A 23,788-nucleotide genomic window follows, 5' to 3' on the forward strand; every position below is an offset into this window, starting at 1 on the left:
AAAAGAGTGATTATGAGAATTTTATTCATTTCCGTAAACACAAAATTATTAACGCAAGTTTCTTTCAAAGAAAGAAACAAAATAAACTTTTTTGCCTGATTACAGTGAATCCCAATTTTTTCAAGAAGAAATCCTCCAATACACATTATGCGCACTTTCCTTTTTAAGGCCTTTGCTTTTCTACTCATTTTTTTCTATTCCTTTAACGTTTCAGCTCAAACTAAAATCTACGTAAACAGTGCAGCAACAGGGGCTAATTCAGGGCTGAACTGGGCCAATGCCTATACAGACCTTCAAGCCGCCATCACCAAATCTGTAGCTGGTAATGAAATCTGGGTTGCCCGGGGAAATTATAGTCCTGGTACACTGGCAGCTTCAACTTTTTCCTTAAAGGGAGGAGTTAAGATTTATGGCGGTTTTGCAGGAACAGAAACAGCAATTACCCAACGTATTGCTGATGTGAATGATCTTTTTACTGTAAATGAGAGTATTCTGGATGGGAAATACGTCAATAATCATGTACTGAGTAATGCTGCTGCACTGAACAACCAAACTGTCCTGGATGGATTTACCATTACCGGAGGACGGACCCCAAATGCAAACAGCAATGCTGCAACTCATAGGGGTGCCGGGATTTACAATACCGCCGGCAGTCCTGTTTTTCAAAACCTTTGGATAAAAGATAACATCTCCAGCAGCTACGGGGGCGGGATTTATAACAATGGAACGGCTTCTTTTAAGAACCTCATTGTAGAAAATAACGGCTTCTATCCCGGTCTGACTTCCTATACTCAGGGAGCAGGTATGTACAACTCCGGAGCGGTTGTATTTGACCGGATTTTATTCAATAACAATACCGGAGCAAACTCAGGAGGAGGTCTATACAATACCGCAACGACGACGCTTAGTGATGCAACATTTAAAAACCATACGGTGACCACTAATGGAGGAGGGGTTTTTAACAGCGGAGACATGACACTGGACCGGGCTTCTTTCCTGCAGAATACGGCCGTACAAAGGGGAGGAGGAATTTATTCCTCGGCAGCAATTTCTGTCCGAAATTCGGCACTGAGCAGGAATACGGTTACAGGAACAGCTGCTGGTTATTATGGAGGAGGAATGTATGTTGCAGGAGGATTAACGAATATTTTAAATTGTACTTTCAGCAATAATACCATTGCATATCCCAATGCTACGGCAGCTTATTTTGGTGGAGGGCTTCATGCCGCAACAACCTTGAATGCATACAACAGTATTTTTTGGGGAAATAAAAGAGGAAACGATGTAGAAGACCAGATCGGTGGAACTACAATCACAATGGCAGGAAGCCTGGTTCAGAATAATTATCCTTTTGGTACGAATAACCTGATTGGTAATCCGGATTTCGAAAATGCGGGACAGGATGATTTGCGACTAAAAAATGGCTCCATAGCCATTGATGCGGGCGATAATGCGAAGCAAACCGGATCAAAGGATCTTGCAGGCAATGTAAGGCTCGCCGGACTGAAACTCGATCTAGGTGCATTCGAAAATCCGGATGGGATGTCTGCCTCGTTGGCAATAGCCCCTGAAAATATTACAACCCAGCCGCGTGGATTACCTTACCGGCAAGAACTTAGTGCCGGCGGAGCAACAGCACCGGTAAGCTGGGCCCTAACCTTTGGAAGTCTGCCTCCGGGAATTACCTTAAATAGCCAGTCAGGCGTACTTTCCGGAATTCCCATGATTGCAGGGACCTATATTTTTGTGGTTCAGGCAAAGAGCGGGGTCTTGGTCGGAAACAGACAGTATACCATCGCGGTGGTCGCAGGTGCTGCAAGGTTACATGTGAACGGCCTTGCACAAGGAATTAACAACGGGGTCGATTGGGCAAATTCTTATACCAGATTGCAAACTGCTTTGGCACTCGCTAAAGATGGCGATGAAATCTGGGTAGCAAAAGGAGTATACAGCCCTGCCCTGCATCTTGATTCTTCTTTTTTTATGGTTTCAGGAGTGAAGATGTATGGTGGTTTTAAAGGGATAGAAAAGACTTTGACAGAACGTGCGGCGGATGCTTCAGAACGGTTTACGGTTAATGAAACGATATTACATGGAAATGGGACCAATCGCCACCTGATTCTGAATACGACTGCACTTGCAGCTACGACTTTACTGGATGGATTTACCCTCACTGAGGGCTATGCCAATGGTTCAGGACAGAACGGTCATGGCGCTGGAATCTATATTGGAATTGCGGTTGTAAATGGAACATATAATAATCTGGTCATTAAAAACAATAAGGCAAGTATCTATGGTGGTGGGATGTTCAATGGTTCAACGGCAACAAAGCTGAATAATGTCCTTTTTGAAGACAATCAGGTGATCACCACCACCAGATATGGTGGGGGATTATTTAATTCGGGTGCAAATGCCGCTTTGAACAGCGTGACCTTCAGGAATAACGATGCGGTGCAGGGAGGCGGGATGTTTAACAGTGGAACAGCTGTAGCGATGAATAAGGTCACATTTGAAGGCAACACGGCTACAACAACCGGAGGGGGGATGGGCAATTCCGGAACTGCTGTCCTGACGGATGCTGTCTTTAAGAGCAATACTTCTAAAACCAATGGAGCAGGGCTTTACAGTTCCGGGGATATCACCCTTGACGGCGCCTCCTTTCTGGAGAATATTGCCGATCAGAAAGGCGGGGGGATTTATGCCTTAAACTTAATTACCCTTCGCAATACAGTGCTTAGCAAGAACAGCGTAACCGGGGCTGTAGCCGGATACAATGGTGGTGGGATGTTTATCGAGAGTGGTACCGCACACATTCAGAACAGTACATTCAGCAATAATACCATAGCTGCAGTCGGCCCGCAAGGGAGTTATTTTGGCGCAGGCTTGTTTAATACTCCGGGCACCGTAAATATTCATAACAGTATTTTTTGGGGAAATAAAAGAGGAAACAGTATTGAAGATCAGATCGGAGGGGCAGCCATCGCACAGATGGGAAACAACATTGTTCAGAACAACTATACTTCAGGTGTAAATAACATCATCGGAAATCCGGAATTTCAGGATGCTTCTAACCATGATCTGAGATTAAAAAACGGATCAATAGCGATCGATGCGGGAAGCAATTTAAAAGTAAATACGACTACCGATTTAGCGGGAAATGCCCGGGTGATCAACGGAACTGTTGATTTGGGTGCATTGGAGCATCCTCTTGGAGCTCCGGGATCTCTTGGGATGATGCCCGAATCCATTGCCCCGCAGCCCAGAGGAACAGCTTATCAGCAGCAGTTTACGGTAACCGGAGGTTCAGGTCCAATAGCCTGGGAATTGTCCTACGGAGCCTTACCCCTTGGACTCACTTTTAATGCCCAAACGGGGGTTTTAACCGGAATCCCGGTAATTACCGGAACCTATGTTTTTGTAATCCGTGCCACACAGGGAGGTATGGTGGGGAGCCGCCAGTATACATTGGTAGTCAATCCGGGAGCAACCAGATTATATGTTCGCGGAGCCGCCGCCGGAGTTAACAATGGAATAGATTGGACAAATGCCTATCCCAAATTACAAACAGCGTTAACCCTCGCGAAAGATGGGGATGAAATCTGGGTTGCAAAAGGAAGATACCTCCCTTTTGCTCATGTCGATTCTTCATTTTATATGGTATCGGGAGTCAAAATGTACGGAGGATTTGCAGGTACAGAAAATCAGCCGGGAGAACGTATTGCGGATGCTTCCGGAAGGTTTACAGTTCATGAAACGGAGTTGAGTGGAAATGACCTGAACCGTCATGTGGTCAATAATCCTACCGTGTTATCTGTAGAAACGCTGATGGATGGATTTACCATTTCGGGCGGAAATTCAAATAACTACGGAGGGGCAATTTATCACCTGGCAGCTGCGGTAAATGGTACATTCAGAAATCTGGTCATAAAAAACAATAAGGCGTATCATTATGGCGCCGGAATTTATAATGTCGCTACTGCCTTGAAAATGGACAATATCCTTTTCGAAGGGAATACGCTGATCGGAGGAAACAGATACGGGGCGGGTATCTATAATGCAGGAGCAAATGCGATTCTGAATAAGATCACCTTTAAAGCCAATCAGGCTGTATTAGGAGCTGGTTTATATAATGCTTCGGCCAATGTATCGGTTACAAACTCCCTTTTTGAGGCCAATGTTGCAAGCAGCTATGGAGGAGGATTAGTAAATACGGCATTGGGATTCTCCATTAGCGGAACGGAATTCATCAGTAACCGTACAGATGGTTATGGAGGAGGAATGGTCAATTCGGGGACAGCAACAGGTACAGACCTGGTCTTTAAAAATAATGCTGCCTTAACTTACGGTGCCGGCCTTTCGAATTCCAGTGTGATCAACCTGGACAGGGTTGCATTCCTGGGCAATACGGCTGTGCAGAATGGTGCCGGTTTCTATGGAACGGTAACCAACACGCTCTCAAATGTGGTTTTTAGCCGGAACAAAGTGACCAATGCCAGTTATTTTGGGGGAGGATTATTCCTTCAAAGCGGAACCTTAAGCATGAGTAATGCTACGTTCAGCAATAATACAGTCGCAAGGGTTGCGGTAAACAGTGGTGCCGGACTGTACAAAAATTCTGGAACGGCCAATATCTTTAACAGCATTTTTTGGGGCAATACCAGGGCTGGAGGCATTCCAGATCAGGTCAATACCGGAATTAATACTTTAGCCCACAGTACCGTACAGGACGACTATGCCAGCGGAACGGCAATTGTAGTCGGGGATCCTTTGTTTATAGATGCTGATGCCGATAACTTAGCCCTGAAAAGCGGCTCATTAGCTATAGATAAAGGTAACAACGCCTATACGGAAAGCTCAAAAGACATTGAAGGAAATCCACGTTTTTACAATACCACCGTTGATCAGGGCGCATATGAGAATCAGGGTGGAGCATCTTTAAAAATCAGTCCTGCTACTTTAAGCGCATTAACGCGGGGACTTGACGTAAATATTCAGCTCCATGCTACCGGAGGAACAGCTCCTTATGTCTGGACGCTTTTGTCCGGAGATCTTCCTGCGGGCCTTCAGTTGTCTGCTGATGGAAGGATCTATGGACGTGCCATGATTTCCCTGATCGGAGGTTACACTTTTGCCGTTTCTGTTGCCGATGGAACACTGCTTGGAACAAAGCAATATACCTTAGATGTACTCCAGGCTCCGGCGCGGATTTACGTACGTGAAGGAGCAACAGCAGGAGCTAAGAACGGGAACAGCTGGAATGATGCATTTACCGATTTACAACAGGCCCTGGCCCAAACAAATGCCGGTGATGAAGTTTGGGTAGCCAAAGGGAATTACCTGCCTGGAACGGATGTTAACGCCACTTTCACCCTAAGAGAAGGGGTTAAATTATATGGTGGTTTCGCAGGAACAGAGGATGTACTATCCGCAAGGGTTGCTGATGCCAATCAATTGTATGCGGTAAACGAGTCCATTCTGAACGGAAACGGAAAGAGCTATCATGTCCTCAGCAATGTTGCTGCATTGAGTAATGCGACAATTATTGACGGTTTCAGCATCACAGGCGGAAGAACGGCGGTAGGGAATTCATCGATTACCTTTAGTGCTGCGGGAATTTATAACAATGCAGGTGCTGCAATATTCAGAAACCTCTGGGTAAAAAATAACGCTGCCTATTATTTTGCAGGGGGGATTTATAACAACGGTCCGGCAACCTTTGAAAATATCCGCATGGAGAAGAACACCGTGCTGGGTGGAGCTGGTTATGGTGGAGGTCTCTATAACCTCAATGCATTGGCTTCCTTTAAAAAACTGGTTTTCGTAGAGAATGAAGCCGTTATTGGGGGAGGAATGTACAATAGCATTGGGGAGGTAAGGATGGAAGAGCTCAGCTTTTTACGCAACAAGACGGGTACAAGCGGAGGGGCAGGTCTATACCACAGGACCGGCTTACTCACGATAAAAAAGGCATTTTTTGAAGGGAATATTTCTACTGGTACAGGAGGAGGAATTCTAAATAACGGCGTTCTGGATGGAGAAGACTTTACATTTAAAGGGAATACCACTGCTACCTCTGGTGCCGGGGTTTACAGTTCCGGAACATTTACCCTGAACAGGGGATCTTTTATCGCGAACAGTTCCTTACAGCATGGTGCCGGAATTTACAATACCGGGATCGCCAGACTGGACAATATCATCTTTAGCCGGAATGCCATAACGACCAACGCTGCGAGTGGCTATGGTGCAGGAATGTATCATTATTCCGGATCATCGGTCTTGTCGAACGTTTCTTTCAGCAATAATACGACCGCTTATGTTCATGCCAGCACCACCTCTGGCGCCGGATTTTTCTACAGGGCTGCAGGAACCGCGGCAATTTACAACAGCATCTTCTGGGGAAACAAAAGAGGTGGAAATGTTCCCGACCAGTTAAGTGGCGTAGGCCTGACGGTTGCCAATAGCATTGTAGAAGCCGGTTATGCCGCAGGAACAAATATTTCTATTGGAAACCCATTGTTCACGGATGCCGCAAACGACAACCTGCGGATCAAAGGGGGATCACCGGCAATTGATGCCGGTGATAATGCTGCAACCGGTACCTCCAGGGATCTCGATGTCAATGAACGTATAGTGAATGATAAAGTCGATCTGGGAGCCTATGAAAATCAGGGAGGTAGCAGCCTTTCCATTCTTCCGGCAACACTTCCTGCTTCGCTCAGAGGAAACCCTTTCAGTCAGCAGTTTACAGCCACCGGTGGAACAGAACAGCTCAGTTGGTCTGTTTCTTCGGGCAGTTTGCCTACTGGTCTGACCTTAAGTCCTTCGGGATTATTAGCGGGCAGGCCTACCACGGCAGGGAGTTTCACCTTTGTCCTTTCTGTTACCGATGGTGCCTTTATTGGAAGTAAACAATATGCTTTTGTCATCAATCCGGCAGCAACACACTTCTTTACCAGTGAAACTGCTACAGGGAAAAAAGACGGGAGCGATTGGGCGAATGCCTTTACTGATTTGCAATCTGCTATAGCGCTGGCAACAGCAGGCGACGAAATCTGGGTAGCAAAAGGAAATTATAGCCCCGGACCACTTGCAGCCTCTTCTTTTACTTTAAAAGAAGGATTGCGGATTTATGGTGGCTTTTCAGGGACAGAAGAGAGCCTTGCCGCTAGAAACCTGGAATCGGTAAATAACATAAACAAAAGTCTGCTCGATGGTAGTCAGGGGGTAGCCAGTTACCATGTTGTTTCGAATGCGCTGGCATTGACCAATGCCACAGTATTGGATGGCTTTGTCATCAGTGGAGGGAAAACGTTAACCACAAACAGCAGCAGTGGGTATACCACAAATTATTATGGAGGGGGAATTTATACCGCGCTTGGAAACCCAATATTCAATAACCTGATCGTTACCGGCAACAGTGCATTATATGGAGGAGGTGTTTTTGTTGGCGGAGGGGCACCAACATTTACCAATACGCAGTTTATTGGTAATACAACCATAGGAAGTTATGGCCGTGGTGCGGGATTATTTAACAATCCGGGGGCGACTACGATCCTGGATAAGGCAATTTTTGATAGTAATATCGTTACTATCGGAAGCAATACCTATGGTGGAGCGCTGATGAATTATGGAACGCTGACGATTACCAACAGCAGCTTCAAAAACAACAATGTAGGAGGTACAGCTTACGCACAAGGTGGAGCAATTTACAACAACACCAGTGCCGCATTGAAGGTAGCCAACACCACTTTTACCGGAAATACTGCAATGACCGGAGGGGCAATCTATCTTGCCGGAGGGGCCAGCGAATTTAAAGACGTTATTTTTAAAGAGAACAAAGCCGCGGGAAGCGGAGGGGCGGTCAACAGTATTGGTGCTCCGGTATTTGACAGGGTTTCTTTCATTGCCAATGAATCGGTACTTCATGGAGGTGCGCTGTACTCTGGTGGGGTCCCCAAACTGGACAACGTCATCTTTAGCAGAAACAAGGTTACTTCAACAGCAGCAAATTATGGCGGGGCAATGTATGCCGCAACCAATGCCAGCCTGATCAATGTCACTTTTAGTAACAACAGCATCGCCAGGGCAGCAGCCGGAGGCGGCGGGTTATTTCGGGCGGGGGGTACGGTGACCATCAACAACAGCATTTTCTGGGGAAATACCTATGGCGCAAATCTTCCTGATCAAATTTCAGGAGTGGTAACCATTGACAAAAGTATTGTTCAGGGAGGATATGCCGCTGGAACGAACATCAGCATTGGAAATCCTCTTTTTGTAAATGCGGATGCAGATAACCTCCGCTTAAAAGGAGGTTCTCCAGCCATAGATATGGGTAATAATGCAAAAATCTCTACTGCAACAGATCTCGATGGCAATCCCCGTCTGATCAATGAAATTGTAGATATGGGGGCTTATGAGAACCAGGGAGCAGCCAGTTTGGCCATTTCTCCATTGAGCTTAGCGGCTTACAATCGTGGAGATGAAATCAGGGTTCCTTTATCTGTTGCCGGAGCCCAAAATCCATTAATATGGAGCTTCGGTTCCGGGAATGTTCCGGTAGGACTGATCCTTAAACCTGAGGGCCTGCTTTCCGGCAGACCGATGGTGGCGGGGCTTTACACTTTCGTCATTGCCGTAACGGACGGAGAACTGGTTGGAAGCCGTCAGTACACCTTACAGGTTAATCCGGCGAATGCTGTTTTATATACAAACATAGCTGCATCCGGCGGAAAGACCGATGGAAGCAATTGGGAAAATGGATTCACAGATCTAAAAAACGCATTGAACAAAGCCATTCCGGGTGATCAGGTCTGGGTAGCAAAAGGAAACTACAGCCCCGGACTTTTAGCAACAGATTGGTTTACGCTTAAAGAAGGAGTAAAAGTATTTGGTGGCTTTGGCGGAACAGAGAAAACCCCGGAAGAACGGGATTCAAAACTCATTCATACCGATCATAAGACTGTTCTGGATGGTAGTCAGGGAGTAGCAAGCAGACACGTTGTATTTAACAACCTCAATTTAAACAATACAACCTTACTGGATGGTTTTACCATTAGCGGCGGACAAGCACTGGCAGGTGGAGATACAGATAACAACCGTGGTGGTGGAATTTATAACTATGCGGGCGTTAAGGCCGTATTTAACAACTTGCAAATCGTTAACAACAAGGCCGACCGCGGCGCGGGGATATACAATGCCGGACCGGCTACCTTTAGCAATATCCTTTTCGAAAAGAATGAAGCTTTTGCTTATGGAGGTGGAATGTATAACCTGACCGCAGCAATTGCTTTAACCAATGTCGTGTTTAAGGATAATATTGCGCGGCTTTATGCCGGTGGTCTGGCACATAACGGCAGTCTGATCACGATAAACAACAGTTCCTTTACCGGGAATTCTGCGGGGCAACAGGCAGGCGGGATGTATCATCTTGCCGGAACCGCCAATCTGGAAAATGTAATGTTCAGCCGAAACAGTGTCAGCACTGCAGGTGCTTATTATGGTGGAGGAATGTTTGTTGCTGCAGCGGCAACCCTGAACAATGTTACTTTCAGTGCCAACCGCATCGCCTTTACACAAGCAACTACCATGGGAGGTGCAGGCTTGTATCGTTCTACGGGAGTTGTAAACGTTAACAACAGCATCTTCTGGGGCAATAAACGAGGTAATGAAATCCCTGACCAGCTAAATGCAGGAATGGTCCTGACACAATCACTCGTGCAGGGCGGTTATGCTGCGGGTACAAATGTCTTAATCGGAGATCCTTTATTTAATAACCCCGCAGGAGATGACCTTCAGCTAAAAGCGGGATCTCCTGCAATCGATGCCGGAGATAACACTAAAAACAGCAGTTCAACCGATCTTTTAGGAAATGCCAGGGTAATGAATGACCTGATTGATCTCGGCGCTTATGAAAGTCAGGGCGGAGCAGGACTGAAGATTCAGCCGGGGACATTCAATCCCTTCCCAAGAGGCATTAATCCGGCAATTCAGATGACTGCAAGCGGTGGAACCGGAACCTATACCTGGACCCTACAATCAGGAAGTTTGCCCACAGGACTGATCTTAAGCCCGGAAGGACTCATCACCGGAATGCCTGTTATTGCGGGGAGTTATACCTTTGTTGCTGCGGCAACAGATGGTCAGTTAAGCGGAAGCAGACAATATACAGTCACCGTAATGAGCGGACCAACACGCTTATATGTTAGTCAATCCGCAACAGGAGGGAACAACGGAAGCAACTGGACCAATGCACTGACCGATTTACAGCCCGCCTTATCACAAACTTCTGCGGGAGATGAAATCTGGGTAGCAAAAGGGAACTATAGCCCCGGCGCAACGGCCAGCTCTTTTTTTACGCTCAAAGAAGGGGTAAAGATCTATGGTGGTTTTGCCGGGACGGAAACACTGTTAACAGACCGAAACAAGGAAGGCATTCGCGGAGCGAACGAAACGATTCTCGATGGCGCTAAAGGAATTGCCAGTTACCACGTTGTTTATAACACCGCGGCTTTAACTGCAGCAACTGTTCTGGATGGGTTCAGTATCCAGGGGGGAAGAGCCATGACGACTTACAGCACCGGATCTAATGCCAATTATTATGGTGGAGGAATCTACAATACCGCAGGAGCAGCAGTATTTCACCAGCTCTGGATTAAAAACAATATCGCCACTTATGGTGCCGGATTATACCATAGTGGCGAAGCAGAATATACAGATCTCATTTTTAGCAATAACGAAACGAAAGGGTCGTATGCTAGAGGTTCAGGAGTTTACAATGCCAAAGGGTTCAATTTAACCAAAGGACTTTTTGAACAAAATAAAATTGCAGAATCCGCCAGTTATACCGGATATGGAGGAGCCATCTTTAATGCCGCTGCTTCAGAACTTAAGGACGTAAAATTTGTAAATAACACAATCAATAGCGGACAGGGCGGAGCGATTTATTCGACTTCCGGAGCCACTGTAAAAATAACGGATGTAGAATTTTCGGGGAATAAAGCCACTACAGGAGGGGCATTGTTCCTTTACAATGGAAGCCTGAACTTAAGCGACGGAACCTTTAAAGACAATGCGGCAACGGGGACAGGAGGCGCCATTTATTCCAGTGGCAGTACCTTCCTCAACCAGACTTCATTTGTCAATAATACAGCCGTTCAGCAAGGCGGCGCAGTCTGGACAAACGGAATTTTTAAAGCAGACAATACCATTTTTAGCCGAAACCGCGTCAGCTCCCTTTCGGGGTACTTCGGAGCCGGAATATATGTCAGTTCAGGTACGGCAACGGTCAATAATGCCAGTTTCAGCGGAAATAATATCGGTTATACCAATGCCAGTACCACGTTAAGCTATGGAGCAGCCATATCCAGGAACTCAGGAACAGTAACGGTTCACAACAGCATTTTTTGGGGCAATAAGCGGGGCAATAATATCGCTGATCAACTCAATGCAGGAATCGTGATTGGAAGTTCCATTGTCCAGAACAACTATGCTTCAGGAACAGACATCAAGATCGGTGATCCGATGTTTGAGAATCCTTTGGCAGATGATTTACGCCTAAAGGGAGGGTCCCTGGCCATTAATGTTGGGGATAACAGCTGGCAGACTTTCGATAAAGACCTGGCGGGAAATCCAAGGATCGTAAATGAAGTGGTCGATCTGGGCGCTTACGAAAATGATGGAGCCGGACAGCTCACGATTAGCCCCGGAGTAATTGCTGCGATTACAAGAGGAACTTATCTGGATCTGCAAATGACTTATACCGGAACATCTTCTCCGGTAACCTGGAGCTTCCAGGGAGGAAAGCTCCCTACAGGGCTGGTATTTCTCCCGGATGGCAAGCTGCGTGGAACACCAACACTGGCAGGCAGCTATACCTTCGTGATTGGTGCCGGGGATGGAACCATCGCTGGAAACAGACAATATACAGTCGAAGTGAAGGAAGGAGCAGTTCGTTTATTTGTTCATCAGGCTGCAGCAGGAGACAACAATGGCAGCAGCTGGACCCATGCTTTTAATGATTTACAGCCGGCTATGGCACAGGTGAAAGCCGGGGATGAAATCTGGGTGGCAAAAGGGACCTATAGTCCCGGACCAACCTCTGGTTCTTTTTTCACCCTAAAAGAAGGAGTAAAGCTCTACGGTGGTTTTTCCGGTACCGAAACCGCACTTACAGACCGCAATAAAGAAACGATCAGCGGAGTAAATGAAACGATTTTGGATGGAAGCCAGGGACAACCGAGTTATCATGTTGTTTACAATGTTACCGCTTTAACGAATGCGACAATATTGGATGGGTTCAGCATCCAGGGAGGAAAGGCACTGACAACGTACAGTTCTGGATCTAATGCCAACTATTATGGAGCGGGAATTTACAATACCGCGGGAGTTGCGTTATTCAGAAACTTATGGATAAAAAACAATACCGCTACTTATGGTGCGGGTTTATACCACAGCGGTGATGCAACCTATAGCAATGTCAGGTTTAGCAATAATCAGGCTGCAGGATCTTACGCACGCGGAGCGGCAGTGTACAATGTGAAAGGTTTCGCCCTGACTTCAGGTTTGCTGGAAAGCAATAAAATTACGGAATCCGCAAGTTATACCGGATATGGTGCAGGAATATTCAGTACCGGACTGATGGAGCTGGATGGCGTAAAATTTGCCAATAATGCGATCTCCAACGGACAGGGGGGAGCGATTTATACCACTTCTTCTGCTGTATTAAAACTAAGCAGATCGGAATTTACAGGGAATAAAGCAAGCACAGGTGGGGCAATATTCATCGCCAACGGTGCACCTGATTTAAGTGATGTGACCTTCCGTGGCAACATTTCTTCCGGGATGGGGGGAGCGGTTTATGCTGCGGGAACGCCGCTGCTGAACCGGGTTTCCTTCCTGGAGAATACTTCTGGTCAGCATGGTGCAGCCATCTGGTCCAGTGGAAATATCAGGGTGGATAACAGCATCTTCAGCCGCAACAAAATAAACGCAACGGCGGGGTACTTTGGTGGGGCATGGTATGTCAGCTCAGGAGATGCGCTGATCAACAACGTGACTTTCAGTAATAACAGCATTGGCTATATCAATGCCAGTACAACATTAAATTATGGTGGCGCATTGTACCGCAATTCAGGAACAGTAACGGTCCACAACAGCATCCTTTGGGGAAACAAGAGAGGTAATAATGTGAGCGATCAGCTCAATGCAGGAATTGTAGTGGGGAGTACCGTGGTGCAGAACGGCTACGCTACAGGTGAAGACGTTAAGATTGGCGATCCGATGTTTGAAAATGCCGCTGCAGATGAGCTCCATCTGAAAGGCGGATCGCTCGCCATCGATGCCGGAAAAAACAGCTGGCAGGCATTCGATAAAGATCTTGCCGGGAATCCAAGGATAAAGAATGGCCTGATCGATCTTGGTGCCTTTGAAAATGAAAGCGGACAAAGCCTGATCATCAGTCCGGCAACAATAGGACCTTTAAAGAGAGGTTTATATCTTGACCTGCAGCTTACTGCCACCGGAAGCAGTTTACCCTTAACATGGGCCTTGCAAGGTGGAAAGCTTCCTGTAGGACTCGTCTTCGGTCCCGATGGAAAGCTGCGGGGAACGCCAACGATGATAGGGAACTATACCTTTGTAATCGGGGCTACCGATGGCGCCATGGCAGGAAACAAACAATATACAATAGACATTTCAACGGGATCCGGCAGACTTTATGTTCATCAGTCTGCAACGGGAGACAATAACGGAAGCAACTGGGCCAACGCTTTCACCGATCTGCAAACTGCTTTTGGACAAAGCAGTGGAGGGGATGAAGTCTGGGTGGCTAAAGGGACTTACAGTCCTGGCCTGCTCATCAGTTCCTTTTTTACTTTAAAAGAAGGTGTAAAAGTTTACGGTGGTTTTGCCGGAACGGAAACCTTGCTTTCGGAAAGAGATAGCCTTGCAATCCGTGGAAGGAACGAAACGATCCTTGACGGGAGTCAGGGTAAACCGAGCTACCATGTGGTGTACAATACCGCTGCCCTGAGCAATGCAACTGTGCTCGATGGATTTACCATTCGGGGAGGAAATGCACTGGCCGGTTATGGCGGATATTATAACAACGCAAACTATAACGGTGCTGGAATTTACAACACGGCAGGAGCAGCTGTTTTCAATCATCTATGGATTAAAAACAATGTTGCGAGTTATGGAGCCGGGCTTTACCACAGTGGCAATGCGAGCTATACCGATATCATTTTCAGTAACAACAGGACTATGGGGCAGTATTCCCGTGGTTCCGCTGTATACAATGCCGGAGGGTTTAAGCTCAGCAATGGGGTATTTGAAAACAACAAAATCATCGAATCGGCGAGTTATCCCGGATATGGTGCTGCCCTGTTCAATGCAGGGCTTGCAGAGCTGGACAATGTAAAGTTTAACAACAATACCATTACCAACGGGCAGGGAGGCGCAGTTTACAGCAACTCCGGAGCTTCTTTAACCATTACAAATGCCAGTTTTACAGGAAACAAATCAACCACAGGGGGCGCGGTATTCATCGCCAACGGAACACCGGTTTTTACCGATGTGGTATTTAAAGACAATGCAGCCACCGGAATGGGTGGGGCAATCTACGCAAGTGGAACCCTTAGCCTGAACAGAACTGCTTTCAGTGGAAATACAGCAGTACAACATGGTGGCGCGATCTGGTCCAACAGCGTGTTTAAACTGGACAATAGTACCTTCAGCAGAAACAGTGTAACTTCAACTGCAGGCTATTTTGGCGGTGCGGTATACCTCTATTCCGGAACCGCTGTGCTCACAAATAATACCTTCAGCAACAACAACATTAACTATTCCAAGGCCGGAGCACTTAACTATGGTGGGGCTGTTTACCGCAACGCAGGTACAGTGACGATCAACAACAGCATTTTATGGGGCAATACCAGAGGCACAGGTCTTGCAGATCAACTGAACTTAAATATCAAGGTGAACAATTCCCTGATTCAGGGAGGGCTTGCAACAGGTCTGAATATTATAGATCATGATCCTTTGTTTAAGAACACTGCAGCCGATGACCTTCGCCTTACAGGCTGCTCGCCTGCGGTAAATACCGGAGACAACAGCCTTGTGCTGGCAGGAAACAAAGATCTGGATGCTCAGGCAAGAACATCATCCGGAACCGTTGACCTTGGAGCCTTTGAACACCAGGAACCGGTGATTACCCTTAGCCCTGCAAGTATGCCACAGGCAACACGCGGAGATGCTTTCAGCCTGCAGTTGCAGGGACTCGGCGGAGCAGGAAATTATAGCTATGAGCTGGTCTCCGGAAAATTCCCTGATGGGCTTTCGATGACCGCCGGAGGCTTGATCAGCGGAAATCCTATTGTAATTGGTAAATATACTTTCGTGGTAAAATCTACTGACGGAACCTTATGCGGACATCGGGTTTACAACATGGAAATTATTGCGGGAACAGGTGTTGTACGGATCCTGGTCAACCAGGCTGCGGCATCCGGACAAAATAACGGAAGCACCTGGGGTAACGCGTATCTGGATCTTCAGAGCGCATTGAAGGTTGCTTTGCCTGGCGATCAGATCTGGGTGGCAAAAGGAACATACAGCCCGGGGCCATTGGTCACTTCGACCTTTCAGCTTAAAGAAGGAGTAAAAGTTTATGGCGGTTTTGCCGCTACGGAAAGCCAGCTCTCAGAAAGGGATACCCTGCAAATAAGAACGGTCAACCAGACTGTTCTGGATGGTAAAAATCTCAACAGGCATGTGGTCTTTAACTCGGCAGTCCTTACCACAGCCACGGTCCTCGATGGTTTTACGATTACCGGAGGAAAAACAGCTTCGGGAAGTACGAGCGAACCTTATATTGGTGCAGGGGTTTACAATAGCAGGGGTGCGGTCATCTTCAACGATTTATGGATTAAGAATAACAATGCCAACAGCCATGGGGGAGGAATGTACAATGCCGCTGCCGCAGTGCTGAATAAAATTACATTTGAAAACAATACTGTTGCTGCCGGTTCATATCAATACGGAGGAGGTTTGTACAATGCCGGAGCGGCACAGATGAGCAACCTGGAGTTCCTCAATAATACCGCGGCTTATGGAGCAGGGATGTACCAGGCTACGGCAACAGTAACCATCAATGGCGCTGTTTTTAAAGAAAATAAGGCGACTGTTCAGGGTGGTGGTTTTTATGCCTATTCGGGAAAAATTACCTTAAACGGAGCTTCCTTTATTGCAAATACTTCGGTGCAGCATGGCGCCGGATTGTTCCAGTGGGCCTCAACACTGACCTTAAACAATGCCGTGTTTAGCCGGAATAAAGTGAGCAATACCGGGGGCTATTTTGGAGGGGCGCTTTATCAGTATACCGGAACCTCTACGCTCAACAACATTACGGTAAGCAATAACAGCATCAGTTATGTCAATGCTTCGGCAAATAAATATGGGGGTGGAATCTACCGCAATGCCGGTGTCATGAATTTACAGAACAGCATCCTCTGGGGAAATAAAAGAGGAAACAACGTTTCTGACGAACTGAACCTGAATGTTAAGGTCAGCAATGCTTTGATTCAGGGAGGTTACCCGGCAGGAAAAATTGTGATTGATGCCAATCCGGTGTTTAACCTGACGACACCAGATGATCTTTCCCTGTCAGACTGCTCAGCGGCAATCAATATGGGAGATAACGTTTTCGCTTCCGGACTGAATCAGGATGTCCTGGCGAAGCCCAGAATTAAAGCAGAGACCGTTGACCTCGGTGCTTATGAAAATCAGCAAAACAGAACCATCGTTGGTCCGGCAGCCATACCGGAAGGCATCAGAGGGCAGCGTTACGATCAGCAGCTGACTGCTACCGGAGGAAGCGGAAACTACACCTACTCCATCAGTTACGGCAAGCTTCCCGACGGACTGCTACTCAGTACCTCAGGAAGAATCACAGGAAGACCAATCAATGCCGGAATTTATACTTTTAATGTCAGTGCAAACGACGGTACTTTATGTGGAAACAGACTCTATACAGTAGAGGTGAAGCTTGGAGGAGGAGGAGTCCGGATTTATGTAAACCAGGCCGCAACAGGAATGGACAACGGTGCGGACTGGGCAAACGGGTTCCTGGATCTCCAGAAAGGACTCAGCTCCGCATTGGCTGGTGATACCATCTGGGTGGCCAAAGGAAAATATATCCCCGGTCTTAAAGTAAATTCCTATTTCACGTTGAAAGAAAATGTCAAAATGTTCGGTGGTTTTGCCGGAACAGAGCAGGAGCTTGCAGAGCGCGATGAAGAAGCCATTGCAACAACAAATGAAACCGTATTAAGCGGGGAAAACAGAAGCTACCATGTCATTTATAACCGCCTGCCTTTAACAGCAGCAACGGTTCTGGACGGGTTCAGCATCTCCGGCGGACGTACTGCCACCGGTTCCAATTCCAGTGCAGACATTTACTACGGTGCCGGAATTTATAACGCTACAGGAAAAGTAGTTTTCAAAAATCTCTGGATCAAGAACAATGCAGCCTACAATTATGGAGGTGGGGTTTTTAACAGCGGACAGGCTGTATTTACCAATATCATCCTTGAGAATAACAATGTCAGTGCCGGAAGCTACGGCTATGGAGGAGGGATTTATAACTCCGCCGCCGCAACATTCGACAACCTTAAATTCATCAATAACAAAGCAAGACAAGGGGGAGGAATGTTCAATGCCTCTGCTGCCATTACCATGAGCAAAGTGGCCTTCAAAGACAATGGAGCAACGATAAACGGAGGTGCCTTTTATAATTATACCAATGGAAAGCCAGTGATCAAAGATGCCCGGTTTATAGGAAATACTGCCCAGCAACAGGGTGGCGCAATCTATCAGCAGTCGGGAACGCTTGACATCAGCAACAGCATTTTCAGCAGAAACAAGGTAACCGGTACGGCAGGTTATTATGGAGGAGCGATTTATCATTATAACGGCATCACCAATCTGGTGAATGTAAGCATGGCCAATAATTCGATTGCATATTCAAATACTTCTGCCACGACACAGTTGGGCGGGGCATTGTACCGTTATACCGGAACAGTTAACGTTTACAATACCATCATCTGGGGGAATAAACGCGGAAATAATGTTCCCGATCAGCTCAGTACAGGAATTACCGTAGCCAACAGTACTATAGAAAACGGATATAAAACAGGCGTTCAAATCCTGACTAAAGATCCGCAGTTTAACAATCCTTCCGGAGATGAACTCTCGCTGGCTTCCTGTTCGCCATCTATAAATATGGGCGACAATACAAAGAGCGCCGGAATAAGTACAGATCTGGCGGGAGCAGCGCGGATTAAACACGGAACAGTAGACATTGGTGCTTATGAATTTCAGGGCCTTTATCTGGAGAATGCAGAGCAACAACTCCCTGCGGCAAACCAATGGAGCCCTTACAGTCATCAGATCGTACTGGCGGAAACCGGAACCTATACATATGCGATTTCTCAGGGCTTACTTCCCGATGGGATGAGCCTGAGCCCGCAGGGGTTGATTTCAGGAGAGTCAGCAGTAGCCGGAGATTTCGAATTTACTTTATCTGTAAGCGGAACGAACGTTTGCGGTTCCCTGAAGATTAAACTCAAAGTAAACCCACGCGAGCCTTACATCATCGAAGTCCTGAAACCTTACCCGGTGCCGGTGAAGAAAGATACAGGAACACCATTTGAACAGCTGAACCTGGTGACTCAGGTGGAAGTCGTACTGAGCGACCAGAGCCATGCCAAATTTCCGGTAACCTGGCTTCCGGGAAATTACGATGGCAATACCGAAGGCATTTACACCCTTACCGGAACACTGAGCGTTCCACAACCTGAAATGAACAGAAACAACCTCACTGCAATTGCAAAGGTGGCGGTAATAGATCCTGTTTATCCTTATATCATCGCTATGGAAGAACTGAGTCCGGTGTACGTCTTATCGGGCACACCTTTCTCTGAAGTGCTTCCGATGCTGCCTAAACAGGTCAGGGTAACGTATGATGACCGGGTCACAACAGACATGTTAAACTTAGTGTGGAGCCCGGGGATTTACGACCTCAAGTCTGGCGTATACCGGGTGTATGCAGATCTGGTTCTGAAAGAAGAACATGCTAACCCGGCAGGTTTTGAGGCCAGTGTTGACATTTACGCACAGCACGATGTCATTGCCGTAGAACCTTTAGCCGAAATTACTGTGCCTTTAAATACACCGGCGGCAAACCTGCCGCTGCAATCGTCAATAAGGGTAACCTACCATGATCAGACCACAGGATTCCTGACGGTGATCTGGGACAAGTCTGTCTATAAATCGGATAAAGGAGCGGAATACGACCTGAAAGGAGCTTTACAGCTGAAACCGTTAATTGTAAACAGCAAACGTCTGTTTGCAGAGCAGAAGGTGATCATCCGGAAAAACATCATCTCAATCCTGCCATTAGCCCGGTTGACTACCCCATACGCCACACTTTTCGACGATGTAGACCTGCCACAAACGATAAAAGTGAAGTTCGATGATGGAACCACTGATACCGTTGGGGTGGAATGGAAAGCCGGATCTTATAACCGCATGCTGGCCGGAGATTATACCCTGTCTGGTAAACTGCTGCACGATGAAAGCATTGACAACAACAGTAACCTCGAAGCCAGTTTAATTTTAACCGTTTTACCCAAACCAAAAAACATCGTATCCATCGCCCAACCGGATAGCATAAGGGTTGCTTACGGTACAAAGCTGACCGCAATTGAAGCACTAAAAACAGCAGTTGCGGTGACTTATGATGATGGAAGTACAGGAAGCTTAAATATGACCTGGGATACGGAGGATTATGACCCGCTCATTCCGGGAATCTACACCTTTAGCGGAGATCCAATCCTGATCGAAGGAGTCGTGAATAAAGAGCTGCGCAGTACTTCCATTATGGTTACACTTGGTAAAAAAGAAATCAAAACCATTACAAATCCAACCTTAGTGAATGTTAAGTACGGAACTGAGCGTACGGATATCGACTTGCCCGAAACGGTAAAAGTGACTTATAACGACCTGTCCTCCGGAACTGAAGGTGTCCTGTGGAGCTCAGAAACCTATAACCCATTACTGGAAGGGATCTATAATTTTAGGGGAGAGCTGGTCATCAACGACGAGATCGAAAATCCGGACAACCGTTATGCAGAGATTCAGGTAAAGGTTGGACCAAAGCCATTGAAAATAATTGCTGCATTACCGGATTCGGTTAATGTTCCTTTTGGAAAACCTTTTAATGAAGCCGTATTGTTATTCCCGAAAAAGGTCAATGTAAACTACGACAACGGAAGCTCCGGCAGTCTGAATGTGCGCTGGACCATGGAAGATTATGCCGCTGATGAACCAGGTTCCTATGAGCTGACAGGCGAAATTGAGATTCCCGGCGGGATCATTAATCCGGATAGCATAAAAGCGGATCTGAAAGTTAAAGTAGGAAAGCGCCTCATTAAAACGTACCAGGCTCCGGAAGCATTAGCCGTGTTTTTTGGAACAGAGGCTTCCGAACTGATCTTGCCGGATGCTTTAATGACACAACTGGAAGATGGTGGTTTTGCAGAGCTTGGACTAAGCTGGGACCTTTCGGGTTACAATGGAAACCTGGCGGGTAAATACCTGATCAACGGAAACTTTACCCTGCCGGACGATATCGAAAATCCAAAAGGAATTGTTCCACAGATCGCATTAACTGTACTGGCGAAAGCAAAAGCAATTCTGGAATTGAGAACGGATACCGTATTTGTTGCTTATGGGACGAAGCTGGCAGAAATCCCTTTCCCTGCTTTTAGTCATGCGAAGTTAGACGAAGGTGCTGATCTGGATATTCCTGTGCTGAGTAACTCCTTTGAATCTGCAGATTACAATGATCAGCAGGCAGGAACTTATCTTTTTGAAGGAGATTTAGTCCTTCCTCAGGGAATTCAGAATCCGGATAACCTCCCTGCTAAAGTCTGCGTGGTGGTTGGAAAGAAAGCAATAGAATCGATCGCCGCAATAGAAAACCTGAATGTAAGTTACGGAACTGAATTTGACGCGTTAACCTTACCGGAAGCGGTAAAAGTGAGGTATAACGACAATTCTGAAGACTTACTGGCGGTAAGCTGGGCCAAGGGAAATTACAATGGTCAGCTTCCGGGAAATTATATCCTGCAGGGAACATTGGTTGTTCCTGACGACATTGACAACCCGAAAGCCCTTCAGCCAGTGATGACCGTAGTCCTGGCAGAAAAAATCCGGATGCTGATTGCGATGGCCATGGATTCCGTATCTGTTCCCAATGGTACAGCACTGGCAGCAGTCGGGTTTCCTGCCACTGTAAGGGGTACTTTTGATGATGGTTCTACCGCAGCACTGGTCGTTAAAACATGGGATAATGCAGCGTATAACCCATTAGAATCTGAGGATTACATTTTTAATGGCCTGCCGGAAATGCCTTTAAATACCCAGAACCCGGACAACCTCAGCGCAGTATTTAAAGTGAAGGTGGCAAGGAGATATATCGTTTCGGTAGCCCCTTTACCAGGCTTACTGGTGCCTAATGGTACATTGTATGTAAATCTCGAATTGCCGGCAACTGTAAACGTAACTTATAATAACAACCAGACAGAACCGCTATCCCTGATTTGGGAGGAAGGAACTTTTGATGGAACAACAGCGGGAGATTACCTGCTTACCGGAACATTGATGCCTGATGCACCGGAAGAGAACAAGGACAATAAGACGGCCGCGATAAAAGTAACGGTACAGCCGGCCCTGCTTGTCATCAATGCAGTTACGGTAAATACGCCTGTTCATTTTCCTTTGGGGACTACAATCGGTCAGGTCATCACAAAATTGGGACTCGAACTGCCTGTGGCTTATACCAACGGATCTTCGGGACTGGCGGGTGTCAACTGGGAATCTGTTGATTTTGTAGACAACCAGGTGGGCAGCTTTAATTTTACCGGACTTTTGGATCCGGAAGAAAAAGCATCAAATCCGAACAACGTTACGGCAAAAGTTGTGGTGGTCATCGATAAGAAAAACATCGTTTCCGTAGAAGAACCTGCGGCCTTAACCGATGTATATGGAAAACTGTTTTCTGCCCTGGATTTACCATCGATAGTGAAAGTGATCTATGATGATGGAACGAAGGAAGAGCTTCCGGTACTTTGGGATGAAACGGGTTATCAGAGCAATGTGCTTCAACCGCAACTGATCAAAGGAGAGATCCAGCTGACGGACGAGGCGAGCAATACTTCAGATTTCAGGGCTTCCATTAAAGTAACCCTGATGAAGGATATTGTTTCCCTGGCATCCATTGCACCGGTAACGGTAAATTACGGGACGCCATTCTCCGGATTGGCTCTGCCATTATCAATTGAGGCTACTTATAATGATGGAAGCAAAGAATACCTGAGTGTAACCTGGAATCCGGCAGGGTATACCGCTGCTCCGGTTGGGGAACTGGTCATGACCGGAGATTTAACTCTGGCTCCAAATACATTCAATACGACCTTACAGGTGGCGGTAGCAACTATCAATATCCGGAAAGCACCACAGCTGATCAGCTTTAGCCCAATCGCGGATAAAGCATATGGTGATGATCCGTTTAAGCTGCTGGCCACTGTACCTTCAGGACTGCCCATTACTTTTGAGCTGATCGACGGACACGTGGACATCAATGGGGATATGGTCCATATTGAAGGAACAGGAGTGGTGTTGATTAAGGCGGTTCAACCAGGGAATGCTTACTTTGAAAAGGCGGAAGCAGAACAAAGCTTCAAAATTAGCAAAGCCTTACTTACGGTGTATGGTGATAGCCTGAAACGTTTTTATGGACAGGAGAATCCAGTCTTTAGTCATGAAATGAAAGGGTTTAAATATGGCGAGACAGAAACAGGCTTAAGGGCAGTTGCAAAAATTCAGGGAATGCCGGCCTATAACACCACAGCAACCATCAGCAGCTTGCCGGGAACATATCCGGTGTTGTTAAGCCTCGCTGAGCTGCAGGCAGACAATTATGACTTTAGCTTTGAACCTGGATTGCTCAGGATCGTCCGCCAGTTCCATACCCTGACCTGGGATACACGCGGAGGAACGCCGATTGCTCCAATGGAAGTAGAAGATCAGGCGATCGTAACACCTCCTCTGAGTACCAAAGAAGGAGCTGATTTTTATACCTGGTATAGTGATCAAAGTATGGAAACAGTTTTTAATTTTGGCCTCCCGGTTACAGAAAGTATAACGCTGTATGCCGATTGGAAGAAAAGTCCTTTGCCGGCCTCAGGACCGATCAGCATGAAGATGGTAGCGGATTATATGCTGGCGATAGGAGAGATCAAAACGGAAGAACGAAATGCACCTTTCGGAATCCCATTCCTGAATCAGAAGAGTCACCTGGACGACAAAACGGCACCATTCAAACTAACGGAATGGTACGGCTATGGAGAACAGAAAAAACCTTTGCTGAAAACAGTGGCGGTAACACAAAAGAGCACAACATCGGTATCCACAGGCATTGACCTGCTGGAAGATGGGGGATCGGTGATTCTGGAATCCGGTGTCTGCTGGAGCACAAGCCCGGGCCCTGCAATTGTGGATCAGAAGCTGACCAACGGAAGAGGTTCATCAGCGCTGAGTCCGGACGGCCTGAGCACAGGAGTGCTATATTATTTAAAAGCTTATGCGACAAACCGACTTGGTACCGCCTACGGAAACGAGCTGGTTTTTATGATAAAAGAAGATGGTTTAATAGAAATTGTAAAGAAATAAG

1 protein-coding gene is annotated in these 23,788 nt (G+C 46.8%); it reads left to right on the plus strand.

Annotated features, from left to right (window positions below; all coding sequences use genetic code 11):
• The first annotated feature begins 147 nt into the window (after positions 1 to 147).
• The gene (locus DBR43_RS25920) at positions 148 to 23,787 is read left to right on the plus strand and encodes a putative Ig domain-containing protein (protein ID WP_124586217.1); all 23,640 of its coding nucleotides are present in this window, start codon (positions 148 to 150) and stop codon (positions 23,785 to 23,787) included.
• Position 23,788 lies beyond the last annotated feature (1 nt).

This window comes from Pedobacter sp. KBW06 (assembly GCF_003852525.1).
In the GTDB taxonomy this organism is placed as follows: domain Bacteria; phylum Bacteroidota; class Bacteroidia; order Sphingobacteriales; family Sphingobacteriaceae; genus Pedobacter.